This window comes from Lacinutrix cladophorae (genome assembly GCF_053604645.1).
Genome location: NZ_JBSHNR010000071.1, coordinates 123,163 through 144,190, shown reverse-complemented (window position 1 = coordinate 144,190; position 21,028 = coordinate 123,163). Strand labels below are relative to the sequence as shown.

General features: G+C 30.0%; 20 protein-coding genes, 1 other RNA gene and 1 pseudogene. 14 read left to right on the top strand and 8 right to left on the bottom strand.

The annotated features are described in order from the left end of the window. Both ACVC3Y_RS02070 and ACVC3Y_RS02065 read right to left on the bottom strand, forming a co-directional pair. Positions 1 to 2,762, bottom strand: a pseudogene (locus ACVC3Y_RS02070) (hypothetical protein); the annotation flags it as partial. Between the two features lie 10 nt (positions 2,763 to 2,772). Next, positions 2,773 to 3,255 (bottom strand): hypothetical protein, encoded by a 483-nt coding sequence (locus tag ACVC3Y_RS02065; protein WP_303425638.1) that lies wholly within the window; start codon positions 3,253 to 3,255, stop codon positions 2,773 to 2,775. A 352-nt stretch (positions 3,256 to 3,607) separates the two neighbouring features. Here ACVC3Y_RS02065 and ACVC3Y_RS02060 point away from each other — a divergent pair, with 352 nt between their 5' ends. The 5 genes from ACVC3Y_RS02060 (at position 3,608) to ACVC3Y_RS02040 (ending at position 8,411) form a co-directional block, all read left to right on the top strand. Further along, positions 3,608 to 4,093 (top strand): SixA phosphatase family protein, encoded by a 486-nt coding sequence (locus ACVC3Y_RS02060; RefSeq protein ID WP_303425640.1) that lies wholly within the window; start codon positions 3,608 to 3,610, stop codon positions 4,091 to 4,093. A gap of 72 nt (positions 4,094 to 4,165) precedes the next feature. Beyond that, positions 4,166 to 6,223 carry a polyphosphate kinase 1 gene (gene ppk1, locus ACVC3Y_RS02055; RefSeq protein ID WP_452225980.1) on the top strand — a complete coding sequence of 686 codons (2,058 nt, stop codon included), beginning with the start codon at positions 4,166 to 4,168 and terminating at the stop codon, positions 6,221 to 6,223. Beyond that, positions 6,224 to 7,129, top strand: coding sequence for a Ppx/GppA phosphatase family protein (locus ACVC3Y_RS02050; protein ID WP_303425643.1), 906 nt, complete (start codon positions 6,224 to 6,226; stop codon positions 7,127 to 7,129). A 158-nt stretch (positions 7,130 to 7,287) separates the two neighbouring features. Beyond that, positions 7,288 to 7,821, top strand: coding sequence for an outer membrane beta-barrel protein (locus ACVC3Y_RS02045; RefSeq protein ID WP_452225979.1), 534 nt, complete (start codon positions 7,288 to 7,290; stop codon positions 7,819 to 7,821). Between the two features lie 62 nt (positions 7,822 to 7,883). Next, entirely contained in the window at positions 7,884 to 8,411 is a 528-nt protein-coding gene (locus ACVC3Y_RS02040) for a porin family protein (protein WP_303425646.1), read from the top strand. Positions 8,412 to 8,468: 57 nt separating this feature from the next. Here ACVC3Y_RS02040 and miaE read toward each other — a convergent pair whose 3' ends face one another. Genes miaE through dnaX form a run of 3 tightly spaced genes read right to left on the bottom strand, consistent with a single transcriptional unit; the run spans position 8,469 to position 11,326 of the window. After that, positions 8,469 to 9,050, bottom strand: a complete 582-nt coding sequence (miaE, locus tag ACVC3Y_RS02035; protein WP_303425648.1) for a tRNA-(ms[2]io[6]A)-hydroxylase — start codon at positions 9,048 to 9,050, stop codon at positions 8,469 to 8,471. A gap of 1 nt (position 9,051) precedes the next feature. Then, entirely contained in the window at positions 9,052 to 9,606 is a 555-nt protein-coding gene (locus tag ACVC3Y_RS02030) for a hypothetical protein (protein ID WP_452225978.1), read from the bottom strand. Next, complete coding sequence (gene dnaX / locus ACVC3Y_RS02025; RefSeq protein WP_303425652.1) at positions 9,599 to 11,326, bottom strand: DNA polymerase III subunit gamma/tau; 1,728 nt, start codon at positions 11,324 to 11,326, stop codon at positions 9,599 to 9,601. The genes ACVC3Y_RS02030 and dnaX overlap by 8 nt, the downstream gene beginning before the upstream one ends. Before the next feature lie 206 nt (positions 11,327 to 11,532). Here dnaX and rnpB point away from each other — a divergent pair. Next, an RNA gene (gene rnpB / locus ACVC3Y_RS02020) (RNase P RNA component class A) lies at positions 11,533 to 11,840 on the top strand. Between the two features lie 195 nt (positions 11,841 to 12,035). On the opposite strand, the gene rsmD is transcribed toward rnpB, so the two are convergent. Genes rsmD through ACVC3Y_RS02005 form a run of 3 tightly spaced genes read right to left on the bottom strand, consistent with a single transcriptional unit; the run spans position 12,036 to position 14,120 of the window. Next, on the bottom strand, positions 12,036 to 12,584 hold the full coding sequence (rsmD, locus tag ACVC3Y_RS02015) for a 16S rRNA (guanine(966)-N(2))-methyltransferase RsmD (RefSeq protein WP_303425653.1): 549 nt from the start codon (positions 12,582 to 12,584) through the stop codon (positions 12,036 to 12,038). Further along, complete coding sequence (locus ACVC3Y_RS02010; protein ID WP_303425655.1) at positions 12,584 to 13,399, bottom strand: DUF3822 family protein; 816 nt, start codon at positions 13,397 to 13,399, stop codon at positions 12,584 to 12,586. Before ACVC3Y_RS02010 ends, rsmD begins: the two co-directional genes overlap by 1 nt. Next, positions 13,383 to 14,120 (bottom strand): hypothetical protein, encoded by a 738-nt coding sequence (locus ACVC3Y_RS02005; protein WP_303425656.1) that lies wholly within the window; start codon positions 14,118 to 14,120, stop codon positions 13,383 to 13,385. Before ACVC3Y_RS02005 ends, ACVC3Y_RS02010 begins: the two co-directional genes overlap by 17 nt. Positions 14,121 to 14,245: 125 nt before the next feature. Between ACVC3Y_RS02005 and ACVC3Y_RS02000 the strand changes: the two genes are divergently transcribed. From ACVC3Y_RS02000 to ACVC3Y_RS01965, 8 genes are all read left to right on the top strand, one after another. Then, positions 14,246 to 15,676 (top strand): ATP-dependent DNA helicase, encoded by a 1,431-nt coding sequence (locus tag ACVC3Y_RS02000; RefSeq protein ID WP_452225977.1) that lies wholly within the window; start codon positions 14,246 to 14,248, stop codon positions 15,674 to 15,676. 108 nt (positions 15,677 to 15,784) lie between these two features. Continuing rightward, complete coding sequence (locus tag ACVC3Y_RS01995) at positions 15,785 to 16,351, top strand: DUF4126 domain-containing protein (protein ID WP_452225976.1); 567 nt, start codon at positions 15,785 to 15,787, stop codon at positions 16,349 to 16,351. A gap of 49 nt (positions 16,352 to 16,400) precedes the next feature. After that, the gene (locus ACVC3Y_RS01990) at positions 16,401 to 17,030 is read left to right on the top strand and encodes a hypothetical protein (protein WP_303425661.1); all 630 of its coding nucleotides are present in this window, start codon (positions 16,401 to 16,403) and stop codon (positions 17,028 to 17,030) included. A gap of 4 nt (positions 17,031 to 17,034) precedes the next feature. Beyond that, a complete protein-coding gene (gene kdsB / locus ACVC3Y_RS01985; protein ID WP_303425662.1) occupies positions 17,035 to 17,763 on the top strand; it encodes a 3-deoxy-manno-octulosonate cytidylyltransferase in 729 nt (242 codons plus the stop codon). Between the two features lie 31 nt (positions 17,764 to 17,794). Then, positions 17,795 to 18,499 (top strand): HAD family hydrolase, encoded by a 705-nt coding sequence (locus ACVC3Y_RS01980; protein ID WP_303425664.1) that lies wholly within the window; start codon positions 17,795 to 17,797, stop codon positions 18,497 to 18,499. Position 18,500: 1 nt separating this feature from the next. Then, positions 18,501 to 19,118, top strand: coding sequence for a CatA-like O-acetyltransferase (locus tag ACVC3Y_RS01975; protein ID WP_303425666.1), 618 nt, complete (start codon positions 18,501 to 18,503; stop codon positions 19,116 to 19,118). 46 nt (positions 19,119 to 19,164) lie between these two features. Further along, positions 19,165 to 20,247 (top strand): iron-containing alcohol dehydrogenase family protein, encoded by a 1,083-nt coding sequence (locus ACVC3Y_RS01970; protein WP_452225975.1) that lies wholly within the window; start codon positions 19,165 to 19,167, stop codon positions 20,245 to 20,247. 46 nt (positions 20,248 to 20,293) lie between these two features. Beyond that, the gene (locus ACVC3Y_RS01965; protein WP_452225974.1) at positions 20,294 to 20,806 is read left to right on the top strand and encodes a 1-acyl-sn-glycerol-3-phosphate acyltransferase; all 513 of its coding nucleotides are present in this window, start codon (positions 20,294 to 20,296) and stop codon (positions 20,804 to 20,806) included. Positions 20,807 to 21,028: the final 222 nt, after the last annotated feature.

The following is a 21,028-nucleotide window of genomic DNA, read 5'->3' as shown; positions in this document are numbered from 1 at the left end:
GGACCAATAGAATCTTCAAGTGTAAGTGTCGCAGTCAGTGTAGTTTCGTTATCACAATCATCCGATACCGTATAGATTACAGTAATAGTACCACCAGCACCACAAGTGGAAGCAAGGTTCGTGAAAGCATAATCCGAAGTTACATCAAAAGTAGCATCTGCATCACAGCTATCCGTACCACAAGTTTGTAAAGCTAAAATATTAGCAGCATTCCAATCATTAGCAATGGTTTCATTATCTGTACCATTACATTCTATAGTTTCATCTACAACCGTACAAGCTGTAAGATCAGGACCGATAGAATCTTCAAGAGTAAGTGTCGCAGTAATAGATGCTTCGTTTCCACAATCATCTGATCCTGTATATATAACTTCAATACTACCACCCGAACCGCAAGTAGAAACAAGATTTGAAAAATTATAATTGGAAACAACAGTATAGGTAGCAGTAGCATTGCAATCATCGACAGGACAAGTTTGTAACGCTAAAATATTAGCAGCATTCCAATCGTTAGCAATGGTTTCATTATCTGTTCCATTACATTCTAAAGTTTCATCTGTAATAGAACAATTTGATAAGTCTGGTCCAATAGTATCTTCAAGAGTAAGTGTCGCAGTAATTGATGCTTCATTTCCACAATCATCTGATCCTGTATATATAACTTCGATCGTACCACCAGCACCACAAGTAGAAACAAGGTTGTTAAAATTATAATTAGAAACGATAGTATATGTTGCAGAAATATTACAATCATCAATTGGACAAGTTTGTAACGCTAAAATATTAGCAGCATTCCAATCGTTAGCAATGGTTTCATTATCTGTTCCATTACATTCTAAAGTTTCATCTGTAACAGAGCAATTGGAAAGATCTGGAGGTGTAGTATCTTCTATTGTAAGCAAAGCAGAAGTTGTAGTAGTATTTCCACAAGTATCTGTAGCAGTAAAAGTTACAGTTGTAGATCCAGCTGCACCACATTGGTTATCTGATAATCCAGTGTAATCATTAGTCCAGTTTATTACACAATCACCAACAACACTGGCACCACCAGCTGTGGTTAACCAATCATTTACTTCTGTTGTATTCCCTGAGCCATCACATTCTACAGTAAGATTTGAAGCTGCGCTATCGATTTCTAAAGAAGGAATAACAGTTATTACAATTGGTTCTGTGATTGGGTAAGCTACACATGGAGCATCTTGATAACCACTATTAAATTTTATAAAAAATGGGCTATTAGAAACCGCACCAGTACCTGTCATTAATGCACTTGATAAGGAAATTATCGGGCTACAGTTAGGTGGGTTAAAAGCTTCACAGTTCGTAGAAGCTTCTATATCAAAAGATAGAGTAGCTAGTACATCACTAATATTATTTGCTTCCGGTAAATCTCCAAATTCCCATATAATACCTCCATTAGTACCAAAAGCGGCATCATAATAAGGTACAGCAGAAGTGCTTGCTGGAGCATTTACTTGGTATTGAATACTTCCAGGATTAAAAACACCAGTTTCTGGAATTGGTATTTGTATTAAAAAATCTTCTAATGCTTCATTACCATTATTATGAATATCAATGTCAAATTGTACTGTTTCTCCAGGATTAATAGTATAAGGTTCAGTAACTGAATTGTCGCCGTTTATATTATTTATAGCTACTTGGCCATCTATTGAAGGAACAAATGCATCAATAGCCATAGCCATATTGAATATAATATAAGTATCTGCTATAGATCCATATCTAAAACTTGTAGATGTTTGTGAATTAGCAATAATAGAGTTTCCTGTATTATTAATATTAAACATACTAATATCTAAACCTATATTATTAAGTAAATTAGGATTTCTAGCATTACCACCAGTTTGAATAGAAGAATTGAAAAAGTTTGTAGTTGAATTGCCACTATGGTTTAAAGGAACCCAAGCTGTATCTGCTGCATTTCTTATTTGAATATAATCACCAGGAATAGATACATCACCTTCACCAGCAACAATCCCTAATTTCATATTTACTGGTCCATTTTGTATCGCATTAAATCCGCTAACATTTAAAATTTCACTTGTTGTTAATAAACCCTGTAAATATGCATACCCATCAAAAACAGTAATATCTCTCCATTCCATTAAATCATTGTCGTAAACAACAACCATAGACCAACCTCCATAATATCCTGTTACTCCACCATTACCAGTACCTCCTTCAACATCTGCAGTAAAATAATTTCCTAATCCATTAGCTCTTACTATATCTGTAACTTCAGCATAAGCTGCATACATGTTGTTATCCCCAGGAAAATAAATATCACTAATATTAGCTACAATGTCTTGGTAAGCTGTTTGGTTTTCATGTCTAAACTTTACACTTCGTTTTGCAAGAGTAACATTTGAGTTAGCTGTTCTACCTGTCCAATATAAACCTGCATAAATAATATTAGAACATTCTGGTATAGCACCATTTTCTGTACTAAATGTTAAATTAGCAGATGATGAATTGGTTGTAGGAAAACTGTTTCCATCAACATCTACATTCCTCACTACATTATTACTATTAGGTGTAGTGTCAGAATAATTTTGTAACGTATAGTTAGTATTTCCAATTAATGTAAAATCTCCTTTTATACTATAAAGAGTTTGACCAGGAGTATCTGCTGCAGTTCTTTGGGTAAAAGGGACTCTAACTTGACTGTAAATATTATTTAAACTAAAAAAGCATAGACATAAAATGACTACTACTTTTAAAAATGAATTAGTATATGTTTTCATAGTCTATGTTTTAAGAAGCTAATTGTTTCGTGTAATATTGTTTTACTGTAACAGGTAAACAATTAAACTTTTGTAATTCACTATTATTTTTAATGTCTATTTGATATCTATAGTAGATGTACTTTAGGTTATCAAATTGTTTAAGTTTAGAGCAGTCTATTGCTTCTAAATTTAAATTTGGTTTTAAAATATCTATGATTATCATTTCTACAGAACTGGAGAAATTTAAGGATGTATTTAATTTATCAATATTACTACTTGTAACTCGAATTAACTTAATACTATTTTCGGTATTGTAAGTCTTTGTTTCATTTTGCTCTAAGTAAGCAACACCAACTTCTGCTTCAGTAGCTAAGTATTTAAATCCTTCTAGAGAATTACTTTTCATATATTGACTATTCATAAAATCAGAATAATCAAGTTTAACTAATTCTTGTGCGAAACCAAATTGTGATATTAGGCATACCACAAATAATAAGATTACTTTTCTCATAATTATATAAATCTTAAATTTTTAACTAATAAAAATTACTTTATTACTCAATACCGTTTTTGACACAAAAATAGTATAAAAGTCACTTTTATAAATTAAAATAATTATATTTTAAAAATAAACCAAAATGTAAAGTAAGACGTTAATCTTTAGAGAGGGAAGTACATTATTTTAAATGTGTTTAGATTAAGTTTAATTATTAAATTTGGGTTATTAATTAATAGCTTATGTAACAAATTAATAGCGATTTTAGTTTTCCATCAAATAAAAGTGCTAAGTAACTCAAAAATTCGACAAAAGGAATAGCGATTACATTTAATCGTTAAAATATCATAATTTAACGAATAGAAAAATGAAAAAAATCACAATAATTAGACATGCAAAATCCTCCTGGGAACACCAAGTGATAGATTTTGAGAGACCGTTGAAAAAGAGAGGGTTAGAAGATGCTTTTTTAGTTTCAACACATTTAGATAATCAAATTATAAAACCAGATTTAATTGTTTCAAGTGATGCAAATAGAGCTAGAACGACTGCAGAGATTTTTATTAAAACACTAAATTTTCAACACATTGATTTTCAAACAAATAGTAAATTGTATGATTTTTCTGGAAATGATTTAATTCAAGTCATAAAAAACTATGATAATCGTATTAATCATTTAATGGTTTTTGGTCATAATTTTGCTATCACATCTTTTGTAAACACCTATGGTTCTGTTATATATGATAACGTACCAACTAGCGGTTTGGTTAGTATAGATTTTAATATAGATAAATGGAAGCATTTAGTACCTGGAAAAACGGTATTAAAAATTTTTCCGAAGGATTTAAAATAACTTAAATCTATATCTTTTTTGAACTAAAAAAAGTATTAATTAATTTATATTTGTTTAAGAAAACACTACTAAATGACTAAAGCAGAAAAATTAAATAACATATATATTAATAGAGAAGTTAGCTGGTTACAGTTTAATGCTAGAGTTTTACAAGAGGCAGAAGATGAAGATGTTCCGTTAATTGAAAGGTTACGTTTTTTAGGGATTTTTTCTAATAATTTAGATGAATTTTTTAAAGTAAGATACGCCACAGTAAAACGTATTGTTGAAGCTGGAAAAGGAGGTAAAAGCGAACTAGGAGGAATAAAAGCTAATGATTTATTAGAAAAAATAACACAAATAGTTATTAAACAACAAAGTGAAAGCTTAAAGATTTTACAGGTTATTCAAAAGAAGTTAGAATCTGAAAATATTTTCATAATTAAGGAAAATCAAATAAATAAAGAGCAACATCAATTTATTAAAAACTACTTTCTTCAAAAAGTAAGTCCAGCATTAGTAACTATCGTACTTAACGAGTTTGTAAAACTTCCAAACCTTAAAGATAGTGCGGCTTATTTAGCAGTAAATATGATGCTTAATAGTAATGAAAATCAGTATGCACTAATTGAAATATCTAAAGCAATGAATAGGTTTGTTGTTTTGCCTAAACAAGATGACAAAAACTATATTATTATGGTAGACGATTTACTTCGTTATTGTTTGGATGATATTTTTAACATATTTGATTACAAAAGTATTTCTGCTCATATGATTAAAATCACCAGAGATGGTGAATTAGATTTTGAAAGTGATTTAAGTAAAAGTTTTATTGAAAAAATATCAGACAGTGTAAAAGACAGACAAATTGGAGATCCAGTTCGTTTTGTATATGATAAAACAATAGACAAAACAACGCTTCAATATTTCATGACAAAAATGGATATTGAGAATACAGATAGTATTATTCCAGGTGGAAGATATCATAACAGAAGAGACTATATGAGCTTTCCTAGTTTAGGAAGAACCGATTTACTCTACAACAAAATTGAAGCTTTACCAATAAAAGGTTTAAGTCTTGAAAAAAGTATATTTAGCGAAATAGCAAAAAAAGATTATTTGCTATATGCACCTTATCACACCTTTTCATATATCGTTAAATTTTTACGGGAAGCTGCTTTAGATCCTTCTGTTAAAAGTATTAAAATAACGATCTATCGATTAGCGCAAATATCGCATGTAGCAAGCTCACTAATTAATGCTGCAAAAAACGGCAAAAAAGTTACGGTATCTATAGAAATTAGAGCCAGGTTTGATGAACAAGCGAATATAGATTATGCCGAACAAATGCAACAAGAAGGCATCCATCTATTGTTTGGAGTTCCTGGTTTAAAAGTGCATAGTAAAATGTGTGTGGTAGAGCGCGAAGAAAACAATAAAAATGTGCGTTACGGATTTATTAGTACAGGTAATTTTAACGAATCTACAGCAAGAATATATACCGATTATACCCTTTTTACTTCCAACCAAAAAATATTAAAAGACATCAATAAAGTGTTTAGTTTTTTCGATACGAATTATCGTGTTTTTAGATACAAACATATTATTAAATCACCACATTATACCAAGTCGGCATTTTTTAAATTAATTAATCAAGAAATAGAAAATGTAAAAGCAGGTAAACCAGCATATATTAAGCTTAAAATGAATAGCATGTCTAGCTATAAAATGATAGATAAACTATACGAAGCTAGTCGAGCTGGTGTGAAAATTCAATTAATAATTAGAGGTCTTTGCTGTTTAATTCCTGGTAAAAAAGGAATGAGTGAAAACATAGAAGCTATTAGTATAATTGATAAGTTTTTAGAACATACAAGACTATTCGTTTTCTGTAATAATAACAATCCTAAAGTTTATATTTCTTCTGCAGATTGGATGACAAGAAATATAGAAAATAGAGTAGAAGTAAGCTGTCCTATATATGATGAAGAAATTAAACAGGAATTAATAGACACCTATAATATTTGCTGGAATGATAATGTGAAAGCAAGAATATTAAACGCAAGTCAAAATAATAAATATAAACGTAATGATAAACCAAAGGTTAGAACACAATTTGAGACCTATAATTATTACCTAAATAAACAATAAATGTTATCTATAAAAAAATACGCAGCTATAGATATTGGATCAAATGCTGTAAGACTATTAATAGCAAATATTATAGAAGAAAAAGGAAAAGCGCCTCGATTTAAAAAAAGTTCGTTAGTACGTGTGCCAATTCGTTTAGGAGCAGATGTTTTTGTAAAACAAAAAATATCAAAAGAAAACACTAAAAGAATGCTAGATACTATGCTAGCTTTTAAATTATTAATGCAATCGCATAAAGTAGAAAAGTATAAAGCATGTGCAACATCTGCTATGCGTGAAGCAGTAAATGGAGAAAAAACTGCAGCACTTATTTTAGAACAAACGCAATTAAAAATAGATATTATTGATGGTGAAGAAGAAGCTGCAATTATTGCTGCAACAGATTTACATGCATTTATAGATAAAAATAAAACCTACTTATATGTAGATGTTGGTGGAGGAAGTACAGAATTTACAGTTATAAGAAACGGGGAATCTGTTACCTCAAGGTCCTTTAAAATTGGAACCGTTAGATTGCTAAACGATATAGTAAAAAAAGAAACCTGGTACGAGTTGGAGCAATGGATAAAGGAAAAAACGTCTATTTATGATAAAATAGATGTCATTGGTTCTGGTGGGAACATTAACAAAATATTTAAAATTTCTGGTAAGGCATTTGGTAAACCGTTAACCTATTTTTATTTAACAAGCTACTATAATATGTTGCAAACGTATTCTTATGAAGAACGTATAACAGAACTAAATTTAAATCAAGATAGAGCAGATGTAATTATTCCAGCAACAAGAATATATTTATCTGCAATGAAATGGAGTGGGGCAAAAGACTTATATGTACCTAAAATTGGTTTAGCAGATGGTATTATAAAGAGTATGTATTACGATACTGTTTCAAGTAATATACAGTAAAAATTTGCTTTTTATCTTTTATATGACTGAAATTTAGGAATTTAATTTATATTTATCCACCTTATATAAACATCACTTATAAATTTTGTGTGTATTATAAAGCAAAATTTAAAATGAATAACAAACCATTTTTAACCTTAATCAATACTTTTATTAAGATGAAAAAAACAATACTATTTATAACCCTTTTATGCAGTTCTTTTTACGGTTTTTCACAAGAAAAAGATGTGCTTTATGGTGTTAGAGGAGGACTAAATATTTCTAATTTAGATTTTGATCCTGCTCCAGAATTTACAAACCAACACAGAAATGGTTTTGCTTTTGGATTTTTTGGAGAGTTTGATTTAAGTGATACAATTGCATTGATGCCAGAACTTCAATTTTCTGCTGAAGGTGCTAAAGAAAAATCGTTACGTATTGACTATATTCAAGCACCAATTCTTTTTAAATATAGAATTACAGATAAAATTTCGGCAGGTGCAGGACCTTTAGTAGGTGTGAAAATTCATGAAGAAAATGATGGGTTTAAAAACTTTGCGCTTTCTGGAATTATAGGAGGAGAATATATGATTACAAGCGAAATATTTGTAGATCTAAGATATAGTTATGGTTTTACTAATAAAATTGATAAAGAATCTGATTATAAGGTGAGACAAACAAATATTCAATTTGGAGTAGGGTATAAAATCTAGTTTTATTCTTTTAGAAACTTTTTTATTATTACTTTAGTCTTTTAATTTATAATTTATAAACAATGAGAAAAAATTTACTATTAATAGCTTTTTTATTTACTGGTTTTTTAATGCAAGCACAAGATGTTACTTCTGGTGTTCGTGTAGCAGTAAACATTTCTAATTTAGATTTTGAACCAGATCCAACTTTTGATAATACACATAGAAATGGTTTGGCTATTGGTGCTTTTGTAGACTATGCTTTTTCTGAAAAAATATCGGTTATGCCAGAATTAATGTATTCTGCAGAAGGAGGAAAAGACAGAAGTTTAAGAGCTAATTATATACAATTGCCTATTACTTTACGTTATCATATTGGTCAATTATCTATTGGAGTTGGACCACAAGCAAATTTAAAAATTTGGGATTATGAAGATGGTTATAAAACTTTTACTTTTTCTGGAGTAGGAGGATTACAATATGATCTATTTGAAAATTTCTTTATAGATGCTAGATTTAGCTATGGATTTGGTAATATTTTAGATGATAATGAAGCAAATTTGGAAGCTAAAAATTCAACCATTCAATTAGGTATTGGTTTAAAAATATAAGTAGTTAATACATCCTATAAAAAAAGCCTTCAAGAACTATCTTGAAGGCTTTTTTAGTTAACCATGTATACTTTCGCTTTTACTTAAATCTTTCATTATTTCTGCTTCATAATCTAATAAGCTTTGCCATTTTTCATCTACTTCTTTTCGGTTTCCGTATTGCCTTGCAAAGCCTAGAAACATGGTATAATGATTTGCTTCACTAACCATTAAGTTTTTATAAAAAGTAGCTAGTTTTTTATCTTCTAACGCTTCCGAAAGTAATCGAAAACGTTCACAGCTTCTTGCTTCAATTAAAGCTGCATAAAGTAACCTATGCACTAATTGTGTTGTTCTGCTTCCTCCTTTAGGAAAGAACTTTAATAGCGCTATTACGTATTCATCTTTTCTATCTCTACCAAGTGTCCAGCCTTTTTCAAGAATAATATCATGTACCATTTTAAAATGGCTAATTTCTTCTTTTACCAAAGCAACCATTTCTTGTACAAGTTCTGTGTACTCTGGAAAACTTACAATTAATGAAATTGCTGTACTTGTTGCTTTTTGCTCACAAAAAGCATGGTCTGTAAGAATATCTTCTATATTCTTTTCTACAATATTTACCCAACGCGGATCTGTTGGTAGTTTTAATCCTAGCATATTATTTTACTTCTTCAACTATTAAACCTTTTTCATGAAAGTTAAATCGAAACAACCTGTATTTTTTAGATTTTGGATTTGCATATTTTAAAACAAGAATAGGAAATCCATCTTCTTGATCTAGGTTTTCTAACCAAAAATCGGAAACCAAATAGGTTGTAGTTTCGTCTTTATTTAATATTTTGTTTTCTAATAAAAAAGCTTTGTCAATAGTATTATTAAAAATTTCTTTATTGTCTTTAGATACTTTTATATCAATTAAAATATCTCTATAATAAGTTTTTAAATCTGCACTATCTTTAATAATAAGACCACTTTCCATACTAGAGTAAAATTTAGTATGCATTTGGTAACCATTACTAAATAAGGTGTCTGTAACGTTTTCAAAATACGTTTCTGGAACAATAGTAATAGCTCCAGAAAAAGTATCCAATACTTTGTTTTCAATTAAATCTTGTTGTGCCGTTCTATGTTTTTTGTCACGGCCATCACAACTAGAAAGTAGAATGATAACTAGTAAAAAGAGTAGTGGAAGTTTTTTTTTAAAACTAGACATCTAAATCAAATGTTTTTCTAAGCAATTCCATATTAGGGTTTTTTTCCATTAACTTTTCAAATTTATCTTTAGAAGTGTATGCGTATTTTTTCTCCAATTGTTCGTTTACAGTAACTTCTAAATGAATATCATAATTGTTAAGTTTCTTCCTAATAAAACCTAAAAGTGGATATTGTTGTCTTTCTACTTCCACTTTATTAGTAGCATTTGGATATTCTACATGAATGGTATTTCCAGAAATTTTTGGTTTGTCTATAGATAAAATAGAAGCGAGATTATATTGTCCGTTTTCTTCTATTTTTTTAACAAAAGCATACCAAGCTTCAATAGCTGCTTCTTCTGTAAATGCGTCTGATGGTAAGTCTTCTTCATCAAGAACAACTTCCATTTGTTTAATTTGATGCTCTTTTTTAAGTCTAATACTACGTAATGATAAACCAGAAGATGATTTTTTTTGAGAATTTAAATCAATTTTTGGTGTTTGTGTAATACTAGTTTTTTTAGCAATAGGCTTTGAAGTATTGGTGGATACCGCTTTGTTTTCTTCTTTCTTAGGAAGGCTTTTTTCTTCCGCTTTGGGTCTTTGTACAGGAATTGGAGTAATTCCTTTTTTTATAAAGTAGGAAGCTGGAATTATGTAGTTTTTGCTATTTTTTTTTTCTCCATCGAAAGTGATAGAGGCAAGCTGCATTAAAGTTAGTTCAACGAGTAATCGTTGATTTTTACTGCTTTTATATTTTAAGTCACAATCATTAGCGAGTTCAATTCCTTTTAGCAAAAAAGCTAGTGAAGCTTTTTTACTTTGCGCTATATATTTTGCTTTAGTTTGTTCTCCAACTTCGAGAAGTTCTATGGTTTGTTCATTTTTACAAACCATTAAATCTCTAAAGTGACTTGCTAATCCAGCGATATAATGATGTCCATCAAAGCCTTTAGATAAAGTGGTATTAAATTGAATTAGTAATTCTGGTATTTTATTTTCTAATATAAAATCGGTACTTGTAAAGTAGGTCTCATAATCTAAAACATTTAGATTTTCAGTAACAGCTTGACGTGTTAAATTTTTTCCTGAGAAACTAACTACACGATCAAAAATAGAAAGTGCATCACGCATTGCTCCATCTGCTTTTTGAGCAATAATATGAAGCGCATCATCTTCGGCTTCTACTCCCTGTTCTTTAGCGATGTACTTTAAATAATTTTTTGCGTCTTTAACGGTAATCCTTTTAAAATCGAAAATTTGACAACGTGAAAGAATAGTTGGAATTATTTTGTGCTTTTCGGTAGTTGCAAGAATAAATATGCAATGTTTTGGCGGTTCTTCTAAAGTCTTTAAAAAAGCATTAAAAGCAGCTTGAGAGAGCATATGTACCTCGTCAATAATATATACTTTATATTTACCAACTTGTGGTGGAATACGAACTTGATCTGTTAAATTTCGAATATCATCTACAGAGTTGTTAGATGCAGCATCTAGTTCAAATATATTAAAAGCAAAATCTTCATCTTCCTTTTCTGTACCATCACTATTTATCATTTTAGCAAGAATACGAGCACATGTTGTTTTACCAACACCACGAGGACCTGTAAATAATAATGCTTGTGCTAAGTGATTGTTATCTATTGCATTTAGTAAGGTATTTGTAATAGCTTGTTGCCCAACAACGTCTTTAAACGTTTGTGGTCTGTATTTTCTAGCAGATACTACAAAGTGTTCCAATTTGTTTTTACGTGTTTTAGCATCTTTACATGCTAGTTAATGAATAGAATAACAAAGTTAAAAATTAAGCGTAAAATATAGAATAATGAATGCGAATTTTAATAGGAGTTATTAACAATTTATTCCTTTAAATGAGGGAATCTTATGTATTCCTTTTTTGATCTTTATTAGTTGTATTTTATAAAATTTCTATTGTAACTTTGCAGCAAGTATTTCGCCTTATCGCTGTCCCGATAAATCGGGATGGAGGAAAGTCCGAACACCATAGTGTAACATAGTGGTTAACAGCCACCAGTCGTGAGATTAGGAAAAGTGCAACAGAAAGTATGTACAGGTAATGCTGTAGTGAAACCAGGTAAACTCTATGTGGTGCAATGTCATGTAAACTAATGTTTGAGCGTACACGCGCGATGTTAGAGGGTAGGCAGCTAAAGTGTATTGGTAACAATATACGTAGATAAATGATAAGGACTCTTTTAGAGTACAAAATTCGGCTTATAGATTTACTTTATCAAACAAGCCCTTTGCTTTGTGCAAAGGGCTATGTTTTTTGCTATAAAATCAACTCTTCCTTGAGAGGAATTATTGTTATTTCTTTGGCTTATTTAATTAGGATACTTCTAAGGTAATAAAAAAAAAGAATATAAAAACATACGCATAGTAATAGGCGTATTAATACGTAGGAAAAGTAAATACTTTTTAAATAAATTTACTCGTTTTCTGCTATTTCAAAAAAGCTAAACATATTCCCTCCATAGCCTTTAGAGTGTGAGTAGTTGGCTAGATGAGAAATATCTGTATGTTTAGAGTGTTCTATAATAAGTAATCCTTCTTGTTCTAATAAGTTATTTTGAAAAATTAGTTCTGGTATTTTAGAAAACTTTTCAACTGGAAAATCGTAAGGAGGATCTGCAAAAATGATAGTGTGTTTGGTAGAAGATTTTTCTAAAAAGCTAAATACATCACTTTTTATGGTTTGTATTTGCATATTAAAAGCTTCAGCAGTTTCATTAATAAACTTAATACAACCATAGTTAGCATCTACACTTGTAATTTGTTCTGTTCCTCTGGAGGCAAACTCATAACTTATGTTTCCACTTCCGCTAAATAAATCTAATACAGATACATCATCGAAATAATATTGGTTATTTAAAATGTTGAATAGAGATTCTTTGGCCATATCTGTTGTTGGCCTGATTGGTAATTTTTTTGGAGCAGTTATTCTTCTGCCTTTGTATTTGCCGGATATTATTCGCATTAAAAGCTATGCTTTAAAATATAATTAGAATGTTTTGTTTCTTGGTCTACGATGTAGTTGGTATTTGGTGTGCCAAATGCTATATGCCTTATGTACTTAAATGCAATGTTATAGAGTTCATTTTCTGCAACAATATTACCTAAAAACACAAGTTTTAACGTTTCAGGGTTCAGTTGTAATTGCTCTGCTGTAAAAAGAATATAGTATATAAAATCTTCTTTTGTTGTAAATGTAAATGTATTGTAAAGATCTAAGTTGCCTTGGTTGGTTACAATTATTTCAAAATGGTTATTGTTTACATGCACATACATTTTTTTATCTTGTGCATGTTTTTCTTTAAGCAAAATCTCTTCAACTAAAATAGTTGAAAAATGTTTATAGGCAAAGCTGCCAAATTTGTCGTATAAATAATTATTAATATTCATGTAAGGTACATAAACATTTACACTGTTATTTATAACAATAACGTCTTGCGCTATATAGTCTGTTTGTAGTATTTTAGAGTTAAATTTTAAATAGTCTGCAATAGCATTTTCATTAAATAAAGGCTTTGGTACTAAAGTAGAAAGTTCGTTGATGTACACAACGTTTAAAGCGTTAAAATTACTTTGTAGAGCTTGTGTGGTATTAAATATCTTTTTTAATTCGTCTAATACTTGAAAAGGGGTTTGTTTTTGACTAAAATTAAAATGTTTTAAATATGCAATAGTGTTTGTATCTGGATGTAGTATACAAAAAGAAAGTCCATTCAAACTTATTTGAATGGACAACTCTTGGTTAATTAGTATGTTTGTTGTATTACTCGCTGTCGCCATAAGTTTTTGGCCAGTTACCACTAGTATTTATTTCTTCTAAAGATCCAACTCTAATTGCATCTCCATTAACACCATCTACAGATACTGTTTCATTTTCTTGCGCTAATAAATCTTTGTTTTGATCGGCTAAAATGATATTCTTAGATAATTTTGCTTCAAATACAGGAATCTTGTTTTCACCTTCTTCTCCAAGTAAGCCAGATTTCATTTCAATTTTAGCTCCTTCAATAGAAGGTATGTTCATCATGGATCTATATCTATCCGAATTTTTAAATAAAGAATCTTTAACAGCTACAGTACCTAGAGTATCAATAACAGTGATATCTTTCATGGTTTCAACACCACCAAAAAGTCTAGTTCTTTCTTTATCTAAAACCGTTTCAACTCTACGTTGAGTAATTGTAAACTCTGCAGTATCAATAAATTTAATTAGGCTTTCAAAATCTGGAGCAAAATCACCATTAACTTGTCTGTGTGCTAATTGAGAATCTCTAACATCTACCATTTTAGCAATTACTTCTGCATAACGTTTTTCTTTTACCTTATTAAATTTAATAGGCTCGTAGATAGAATTAAATGTTTGATAACCTAAAAAGGCTATTAAAGCCCAAAGAGCTATCATTAAAACTGGTCTTAACTTCGTTGGAATGAACTTATCTATAAGCCAAACTAACCCAATAGTTACAAGAATTACTGCAATTGCAATTAATATTAATTTCATAGTATGATTAATTAAATTTTAATAAAGGTCTTTCGCAAATCTACAATTTTTTTTTAATCGTTAAAACCAAAGTGCATAAAAATCATCACTATATTTGATGAAATTTTATTACACAACTATAATTAATGACCGAATCCCAATTTTATTCCCTTATAAAACAGCAGTTTCCGTTTAAAACAACAGAAAAACAAGATATCGTTTTATTACAACTTTCTGCATTTATTTTTTCTAAAAACTCAAATGCGCTTTATTTATTAAAAGGATATGCTGGGACAGGTAAAACCACCATAATAGGTACCATTGTTACCCATCTATGGCATGCTAAAAAAAGCGCTGTGTTAATGGCACCAACTGGTAGAGCTGCAAAAGTAATCTCTAATTATTCTAAAAAAACAGCATTTACTATTCATAAAAAAATATATTTTCCAAAAAAAAATAAAGGTGGTGGTGTAAATTTTGTGTTGCAACCAAATAAACATAAAAACACTATTTTTATAGTAGATGAAGCTTCTATGATTCCAGATACTCCTGGAGATTCTAAACTTTTTGAAAACGGTTCGTTACTAGATGATTTAATGCAATATGTATATTCTGGTCATCAATGTAAATTATTATTGATAGGAGATACCGCACAATTACCTCCTGTAAAATTAGATTTAAGCCCTGCATTAGATGAAAATACCTTAAGTCTTAATTATAATAAAGACGTTACTAGAATGGAATTAGACGAAGTGGTACGACAAGAACAGGATTCAGGAATATTAGAAAATGCTACTATATTACGAGAAGCTATTTCTAGCGCTTTCGCGGAAACGTTTAAATTCGACTTAAAAAACTTTAAAGATATTGTTCGTCTTGTAGATGGTTATGAAATTATGGATGCCATTAACGATTCTTATAGCAACTTAGGGAACGAAGAAACAGCTATTATTGTTCGAAGTAATAAACGGGCAAATATGTACAATCAACAAATTAGAGAACGTATTTTGTTTAATGAAAACGAGCTTTCTGCTGGTGATTATCTCATGGTTGTTAAAAATAATTACTTCTGGCTTAAACCAACAACCGAAGCAGGTTTTATTGCAAATGGCGATATTATCGAAGTCTTAGAAATATTCTCCATCCAAGAATTATATGGTTTTCGCTTCGCGGAAGTAAAAATACGTATGGTCGATTATCCAAACATGGTTCCTTTTGAAACCGTTTTACTTCTCGATACTATAACTGCCGAAACACCTTCGTTAGCTTATGAAGATTCTAACCGACTATATCAAGAAGTACAAAAAGACTTTGAAGATGAGACTAGTAACTATAAAAAATTTTTAAAGATTAAAGGAAACAAACACTTTAATGCGCTACAAGTAAAATTCTCTTATGCTATTACTTGTCATAAATCACAAGGTGGGCAATGGAATACCGTTTTTGTAGAACAACCTTATTTGCCAAATGGGATCGATAGAGATTATCTTCGTTGGCTATATACTGCAGCTACAAGAGCTAAAGAAAAATTGTACCTCATTGGTTTTAAAGATGAATTTTTTCAGGAAATAGAATAAACTACTTAAAATCACAATTTTGATAGTATTAAAAAATAAGTTAGATTTAATTTTAATAACTAAATAAATTTTTCCCTTAGGGAAGATGTTACAAAGGGAGAAAAGGGAATGACAATAGAAACAATTTTAAGTGTTTTTTTAGGAGTAGGGCTTGCTGCTTCAGTCGGTTTTAGAGTGTTTGTACCACTATTTGCATTAAGTCTAGTAGCACATTTTAATGTTTGGGAACTTAATGATTCCTGGCAATGGGTTGGTAGTTTAACAGCAGTAATAACACTTGGTGTTGCTACTATTGTAGAAATATTTGCTTATTATATTCCATATGTAGATAATTTATTAGATTCTATAGCAATACCATTAGCAGCTATTGCAGGAACAGCAGTAATGGTATCTACAGTTGCAGATTTGAGTCCAGTTATAACATGGGCTTTAGCAATTATTGCAGGAGGAGGTACAGCGGCTGCAGTTGCTGGAACATCAAGTGTAACAAGACTTGCTTCTACTACAACTACAGCAGGTTTCGCTAACCCAGTAGTTGCTACCATAGAAACGGGTACATCTATAATAATGACCATTATTTCCATATTTATTCCTGTTTTAGCTATCCTACTTGTTCTTATTATACTTCTCGTTATTTTTAGACTTTACAAAAAGTTTAAATCTAGTAAAGCATAAAATCTATTTAAAAGTTATATTTTTGAAACACTTAATTAAATTAATATTTATGATTAAAAAAGTCACTTATCTTGTTGTTTTATGTTTCCCTTTCTTATTGTTTTCACAAACTAATGCAGTAACAGAATATGGAGATCAAGTCATTTTAATGGATGATGGAACCTGGAGTTATTTAGATGAAGAAGCAAATTTAATAGAAGAAATACCAGAAAATAATTCTATTTTCGAAAAAGATAAAAACGCTAAATTTTTATTAAAAAGTTCTGTTTTTAATATTGGTATTTGGATGAATACTAAACAGTGGAAGTTTAGCAAAGCATCCGAAAATGAGGATGCAGAATATGAATTAGCACTAAAAGGAGAAGATTTATATGGTACAGTGATTACCGAAAAAGTAGAAATACCCTTAAAAGCACTTCGCGAAATCGCAATTTCTAATGCTAAGGATGTTGCTCCAGATACAAAAATTACCGACCAAGAGTACAGAACCGTAAATGGTGTAAAAGTACTTATGCTAAAAATGAGTGGAACCATGTCTGGCATTAAATTTGCCTACTTTGGTTATTATTATTCTAACGATAAAGGAACTGTTCAAATAATACTTTTTACATCGCAAAACTTAATGGAAGAATACAATTCTAAAGTAGAAACGCTATTAAATGGATTTGTAGAACTATAAACATATGAAAATAATATCCATGATTCCTGCACGCTATAGTGCAACTCGTTTTCCAGGTAAGCTTATGCAAGACCTCAATGGCAAAACGGTTATCCTTCGTACCTATCAAGCTACTATGGCAACTAATCTATTTGATGCTGTTTTTGTTGTAACAGATAGTGAAATTATATTTAATGAAATTACAAGTAATGGCGGCAAAGCAATTATGAGTATTAAAGAACATGAATGTGGTAGCGATAGAATTGCCGAGGCAGTCCAAAATTTAGATGTAGATATCGTTGTTAATGTACAAGGGGATGAACCTTTTACTGAAGTAGATTCTTTAAAAAAGTTGATTGATGTGTTTAAAAAAGATGAAGCGAATCAAGTAGACTTAGCATCATTAATGGTGCATATTACAAATGAAGAAGAAATAAAAAACCCAAATACAGTAAAAGTAATAGTCGATCAAAGCAATTTTGCTTTATATTTTTCTCGTAGTCCAATTCCGTATCCTAGAGCAATAAATGTAGGAGCAAAGTATTATAAACACAAAGGAGTTTATGCATTTAGAAAACAAGCATTATTAGACTTTTATACATTACCAATGTTGCCTTTAGAAGCTTCTGAAAAAATTGAATGCATTCGCTATTTAGAATATGGAAAACGTATAAAAATGGTAGAAACAGATGTTGAAGGTGTAGAAATTGATACTCCAGAAGATTTAGAAAGAGCTAAAAAACTCTGGAAATAGTTAGTTATTTCATTTAAAAGAATCTAATAAATTGAATAAAGCATATCAAAATATAAAAGTAATTGGCTTTGATGCAGACGATACACTTTGGGTTAACGAAACTTATTTTCGAAACGCAGAGTTAGAATTTGCTAAGCTTTTAGGAGGTTTTGAAACAGCTAATAAAGTAGACCAAGAACTTTTTAAAATGGAAATAAAAAATCTTCCACTTTATGGTTATGGTGTTAAAGGATTTATACTATCCATGGTTGAAATGGCTTTAGAGTTATCTAACTATACCATTTCTAATACAACTATTGAAAAGATTTTAAACATTGGTAAAGAAATGCTTAATGCACCTGTAGTGTTATTAGATGGAGTAGTAGAAACATTAGAAACATTATCTAAAAAATATAGATTAATCGTTGCTACAAAAGGTGATTTATTAGATCAAGAACGAAAATTAGAAAAATCAGGCTTGCTAGATTATTTTCATCATATTGAAGTATTAAGTGACAAAAAAGAAGAAAATTATTCTAAATTATTAAAACATTTAGATATAAATCCTGCAGAATTTTTAATGATAGGAAATTCCTTAAAATCGGATATTCTCCCTTTAATAAACATCAACGCTAATGCAATTCATGTACCATTTCATACTACTTGGGCACACGAACAAGTTACGGAAAAGGAAACAAAGGATAAAGCATTTAAAACCGTAAAAAACGTAAGAGAAATTTTAAATCTATTAGATTAATTTGAAAGAAATAAATTTAAAAACATGGAATAGAGAAGAACAGTTTCATCATTTTAGTAAAATGTTGGACCCTTATTTTGGTGTAACTATTCCATTCGATCTTACAAAAGCTTATCAGTTTTCTAAAGATAATGGAATTAGTTTTTTTGGTAAATATATGCACGCTTGTACGCAAGCAATCAATAGTATCGAAAATTTAAAATATAGAATTGTTGATGAAAAAGTAGTTCTTTATGATGTTATTCATGCATCAGCTACCATTATGAGAGAAGATAAAACATTTGGGTTTTCATTTATCGAGTATCATGAAAATTTAGATGTTTTTCTAAAAAATTTAGAGTCTGAAAAAACAAGAATTGAATCTTCCAAAGCTTTATTTCCAAAAAGAAATGGTTTAGATTGCATACATTGTTCTGCTTTACCTTGGCTCCATTTTTCAGGACATAAAGAACCTTTTTTCGGAGAAAAAGATTCAGTACCAAAAATTGCATTTAGTAAAGTAAAAAAAGAAAGTAATATGTTAAGCATGAATGTAGCAATCTCAGTCAATCACGCACTTGTTGATGGGTATCATGTTGGATTATTTTCTGAAAAATTTCAATATTTTTTAAATCAATAGGAATAAAAACAATAGTATTTATATTTTTGTTAAACAATTATAATAAATGAGTTATAAAAATTACCCAATGGTGTCCAGAGTAGTTTATGGACGTGGAAGTTTTAACCAGTTAAACGAAATTTTATCGCCTAAACGATTAAGCGTTAAAGCACCATTTATATTTTTGGTAGATGATGTCTTTAAAGGTAAACCTTGGTTAACATCAAGAATTCCTTTATCTTATGAAGACAAGTTACTATACATCTCAGCAGAAGAAGAACCAAAAACGACGCAAGTAGATGCGTTAGTAGAACAAATTATTCTCGATTATAAAGAAAGACCTTCGGGTATTATTGGAATAGGAGGCGGAACCATTTTAGATCTTGCTAAAGCCGTTGCTTTAATGCTTACAAATGAAGGGGAATCTAAAGATTATCAGGGTTGGGATATTATCAAAAATCCAGCAATTTACCATGTTGGAATACCTACTATTTCTGGTACAGGAGCCGAAGTTTCTAGAACTACTATTTTAACAGGTCCAGTTAGAAAATTAGGAATCAATAGCGATTACACTCCTTTTGATCAAGTAATACTAGATCCAGAATTAACTAAAGATGTACCAAAAGACCAATGGTTTTATACTGGAATGGATTGTTATGTGCATTGTATAGAATCCTTAAAAGGCACCTACTTAAATGCATTTAGCCAAAGTTATGGTGAAAAAGCCTTAGAACTTTGTAAGGAAATCTTTCTTGAAGATACTCTAAGTCAAAAGGATGCCGCAGATAAATTAATGATGGCTTCTTGGCATGGAGGAATGAGCATTGCATATTCCCAAGTTGGTGTTGCACATGCATTAAGTTATGGTTTAGGCTATTTATTAGGTGTAAAACATGGTGTAGGTAACTGCATCGTTTTTGAACACCTAGAAGAATATTATCCAGAGGGAGTTGCCATGTATAAAATTATGCGTAAAAAACATAATATCTCTATACCACAAGGTGTTTGCGAAGGTTTAAGCGATAAAGAATTTGACATTATGATTGATGTTGCTCTAAGTTTAGAACCACTTTGGGAAAATGCAATAGGAAAAAACTGGAAAAAAACAATTACCAGAGAAAAGCTTAAAGCTTTATATCAAAAAATGTAATTTATTTATGCTTACATTCATATACAAGTTTATATACTTTAAAATTATGAAATGGAAACTTGTAGGTGAGTTTCCAAAAGATTTGAAGAAGTACGTTGTAATAGCTGTTCCTCATACTAGTTGGCATGATTTCTATATTGGTTTATTAATTAGAAGAATTGCAAATACTAAAATTAATTTTCTTGGTAAAAAAGAAATATTCATATTCCCTTTTGGTTATTATTTTAGAGCCGTTGGAGGGCATGCATTAGATAGAACACCTGGACAAAATAAAGTAGAAGCTATAGCTAAACTTTTTGAAAAAAATGACGAACTACGTCTTACTTTAGCTCCCGAAGGGACTAGAAATAAAGTAACAGAATGGAAAACAGGTTTTTATCACATAGCCAAAGCTGCAAATGTACCAATTGTGATGGTGACTTTCGATTTTGGTAAGAAACAAAATAAAATCTCCGAACCTTTTTATCCTACAGATAATCAAGAAGCAGATTTTACATTTATGTATCAATTTTTTAAAGGCGTAAAAGGTAAAATACCTGAAAAATCTTTTAATGTTTAATGATATTTTTCTACAAACATAAGTGCATCATTATTTTTTCTCTTCACAAATGTTAACTTTTATTCCGTTATTATATTAAATGTAGATTACTTTTTTTAAGCATACTACAGACAATGTAACGTATCAATAATACCAAGTATTAAATATAAAAAACGAAACGTGTTTCAAAAAACTGTATTTTGTAATAGGCTAATTATCAAATAATTACGATTTAATTTTTGT